The organism is Arachnia propionica, assembly GCF_003932785.1.
GTDB lineage: Bacteria > Actinomycetota > Actinomycetes > Propionibacteriales > Propionibacteriaceae > Arachnia > Arachnia propionica_B.
Genome location: NZ_RQYT01000079.1, coordinates 1 through 3,718 on the forward strand (window position 1 = coordinate 1; position 3,718 = coordinate 3,718).

Below are 3,718 nucleotides of genomic sequence, written 5' to 3' on the forward strand. Positions count from 1 at the left end.
AGAGCGCACTGGATCGTGCGTTCGAGGAGGACAACACAGCCGGGGGGTCAACGGGGCGACCGCAGTAGATTCGCCTATCCGCGCACCCTCTTAGGCTGCGCCCTTCTTGTGCGATGGTCGAGCTCGGTACTCCGCAGGTTCCGGACCCGGTGTGAGCAGCGGTGGGGGAGGGCGGCGCTGACGCCGAAAAGAGCAGCCGCCTCAGCCCAGTGAACAACGCCCATGGAGGGTGCGCCCTGTTTCTCCGTCGGTCGAGCCGGACCGTGCGCATGCGTGCCGTCGCTGTCGAGTCCTCTGGCACACGGTGCTGGAACTCGAGTTGGGCGGGAGGGGGTGGCTGAAGGATGGGGTGGTCACGAATCGCCGCTTTGCTTCGGCGAGCCCGCGATGTCAACGCTGCCACGGAAGCAGGACGGCGGTTCGTGACCGTGGCGGTCGGCTACGACGCACGCTCGCTACGCTCACGGCTCGACCAGCGATCTTAGAGGGCGCGCGGATAGGCGAATCTACTGCGGTCGCCCCGTTGACCCCCTGGCAGCGTTGTCCTCCTCGAACGCACGATCCAGTGCGCTCCTCGTCGTCCGCCTTGCCCGGAGGCCACCGTGACAGTCCTCGTCACGATCCCCCTATCCGCGCACCCTCTTAGGCGCCGCCGTAGACTGGGTCCGACCGGATCAAAGGAGACCAGATGCGCCGCAACCGCCCCCGCGCCCTCATCGCGTTGGCCCTGGCCGCATCCCTCCTTGCCCCAGCCCCAGCCATTGCCGATGACGCCATCACCGACCAGAAATTCGCCACCCTCGTGGGGATGGACTGGATTCGGGATCAAGGCCTGAACGGCGAGGGCATCACCATCGCCTACATCGAGGGTGCGCCTGACCTCACCGTGCCCGAGCTTCAGGGGGCCGACATCGAGATCAAGAACCCCTGCAACCTTGTGGGCACTCCTGAGACCCGATACCACTCCACTGCGGTGGCCTCGATCCTGGTCAACCCCGCCTGGGGGTGGGCGCCCAAGGCCAAACTCATCAACTACACCGTCCAAACAGACGGCGACAATCCGCCTGACGACCCGAAATGCAAGGAAGGAACGATTTCAGGGACGGCTATTCACCGTGCTCTTGATGATGGCGTGGACCTCATTAACTTATCCGTAGGTAATGTCAACAGCACCGTCGCCCTCAGCGCCGCGCTCCGGGCCTATCACATGGGCGTCCCCATTGTCATTGCAGCAGGAAACACGGGGGAGAAGGACCATCTGGGGGAGGAAAAGGAGTTCGGGGACCTCAACTCCTGGGTGGTGGTTGGCTCCTCAGACGCCACAGCGCGTCGTTCGGAGTTCTCCTCCACCGGGGACTTCCTCACCGTGATTGCCCCCGGTGAGGACATCACCACCCGCCAGCCAGACGGCAGCGGCAATCTCACCCAGATTGCGCTCAGGCAAGGAACCTCTTATGCAACTCCCATGGTCACCGGTCTCATGGCGTTGGGCAAACAGAAATGGCCCAACGCCACCGGCAACCAACTCATCCGCAATCTCATCACGACCGCGCACCCCGTCGGTGACAGCCCCAACGACTACTACGGCTACGGCATCATCCAAGTCGATGCCTTCATCAACACCGACCCCACCGCGCACGAGGACACCAACCCCCTGAGCCGCCGCAACCACAATCCAGTCACGGCTGAGGAGGTCCAGAACTACCTCGATGGACTGCTCGAGCCCTACAAGGCCGACGACGACCCCAACTACCGCTACCGGGGCATCGACATGAGGCTGGCCGCCATGCAACCCCGAACCTCGCACTTCGGCACCTCCCCCCGCTACCACCGCAAGTAGATCCAGAACTGGCCAATCAGTCGACATTCTTTGACGTCGCCCTTGGGTGGGGCGTGGCTCTAGCATTTGGTGGGTAAGGAGGTCGAGGATGACGGACGCATCGGTGGATGTGGGATACGACGAGGAGCAGGTGAACCGCTCCATCGCCCAGGTGGAGGACGGTGCGGCGACCTGTGCCTCCGACAACGCGAAGCGTTGTGAGAACCTCGCAGCCCTCCAAAGCGAGACGCAGTGGGGAGTGGAGCCCGGGGCCCTGGCCTTCCAGAGTCACTACGTGGAACAGTTGGTGGACCTTCAAGGCAAGCTCAACACACTGAAGGCGAACCTTGACAACTTCACTGCCGGGCTCCGGAGCTGTGTGGCGGAACTCCAGGCGACGGATGGGGACGCCAAGGCGGGTCTCGATGCCCTCAAGTCTGTGCTGACTCCTCCGTCCGAGACCGTACATCCCGGAGGGCCGATCAGCCTCAATCCATCTGCTTCGCCTCACCCCCGGCAGGAGTCCTGACCCATGCCCACCAGCCCCAACTACGATCGTCTTCGAAGACTGGCCGCCCTGGCCTCGGTGGAGACCGCGGACCCCACCATCTTGGCCGAGATCCAGTCGACCCTCACCGATCTGCGCGAGACCATCCAGGCCGTCCGCCGCACCCCGGGGCTCGAGGGCAAGGTACGGTCCGCCATCCGCAGCTACCTCGACGAACGGAGTTCCGAGGTCGACAGCTACGCCGAGGCCGTCAATGTCATCACGGGCAAGTACCAGAAGGCACGCGAGGCCATCTCGCACGCCAACGCGCAGTTCTCCCAGCTGATCCCGAAACTCAACACGCCTGCTGAGACGAGAGCCCTGCAGGAGATGGCGATGGTGGACTTCGGTGAGGTCTACATGACCATGTTCGAGTACAACAAGGGGATCGCCGAGAAACGCAACCTTGAGCGCGAGAAGGAGGCCCTGCGCATCCTTGACGAGGCCAACGGAACTCTTGAAGGACTATTGGGTGCCCTGTCAACAGACAAGCGTGACTTGGATCGTAGCTCTGGTGGTCCTCGTGAGTCTGGTGGTCCGTCGGCTGGTGGTGGACCGGATCACCTTGCCCCGGGATACCCGTCCGGGGGTGACCCGAGATCCAGTCACGTCCCGGGCAGGCCCGGCCACTGGGTGGATCCAACCAGCCCGTCGCCCGGCCCCGGGAGCCTGGTCGGTAGGGTGATCCCCAACGACCCGATGCCGCCCTACCAGCCGGGTGAGCCCGCACCCCGGCTGGTCCCCACCCCCGGCGGCACACTGCGCCCCGACCCCACACCCATCGTGGAGAACCCACGCTGGCCCGACGACGTCCTCAACCACCCCATCAACGCCAAACTCACCCCCCAGGGCCCCATCGGCGGCTACCTCCCCCCAGGCATCACCGACATCGACGACCCCCGATGGCGCACCGACTACCACCACCCCGCCCTCGGCGGCCCCCCGAAACCCAATGGGCTGAGCATCGTCGGCGGTGTCCTGGGCACCGGCGCAGCAGCCACCGCCGCCACCAGGGCAGCCACCCCCATCGGGACCGGCATCAGCCCCGGAGCAACCCCCTATGTTCCCGGCCACCCGATGGCACCCGGCACCACCGGAGCCGCGCCCACCCGAGGCGGCACCCTCCGCCCAGCCACGACCGCAGGAACCGGAACCCCCGGACAGACCACACGCCCCACCACCCCCGGCATGTGGGGCACCCCACCAGGAGGAGCACCCGGACGCGACGAGCAGGACAAGAAACGCCCCCTCGTCGGCTACCAGGTCACCCGCATCAACGACGACCCACCCGAAGTCGACCCCTCCCACTTCGCCGCAGGCGACACCACCACCCTCACCCCAGCACCCCCACC

The 3,718-nt window shown here is 65.4% G+C and carries 2 protein-coding genes and 1 pseudogene; all 3 read left to right on the plus strand.

The window, feature by feature from the left end:
- Positions 1–688: 688 nt before the first annotated feature.
- Entirely contained in the window at positions 689–1,840 is a 1,152-nt protein-coding gene (locus EII35_RS15220; protein WP_125229309.1) for a S8 family peptidase, read from the plus strand.
- A gap of 88 nt (positions 1,841–1,928) precedes the next feature.
- The gene (locus tag EII35_RS15225; RefSeq protein WP_125229310.1) at positions 1,929–2,348 is read left to right on the plus strand and encodes a hypothetical protein; all 420 of its coding nucleotides are present in this window, start codon (positions 1,929–1,931) and stop codon (positions 2,346–2,348) included.
- A 3-nt stretch (positions 2,349–2,351) separates the two neighbouring features.
- Positions 2,352–3,718: pseudogene (locus tag EII35_RS15230) on the plus strand (hypothetical protein); the annotation flags it as partial.

What these genes read in the sequence shown, in the direction of transcription:
- EII35_RS15220 (WP_125229309.1), top strand. Translation starts at nt 689, where the DNA reads ATGCGCCGCAACCGCCCCCGCGCCCTCATCGCGTTGGCCCTGGCCGCA.
- EII35_RS15225 (WP_125229310.1), top strand. Translation starts at nt 1,929, where the DNA reads ATGACGGACGCATCGGTGGATGTGGGATACGACGAGGAGCAGGTGAAC.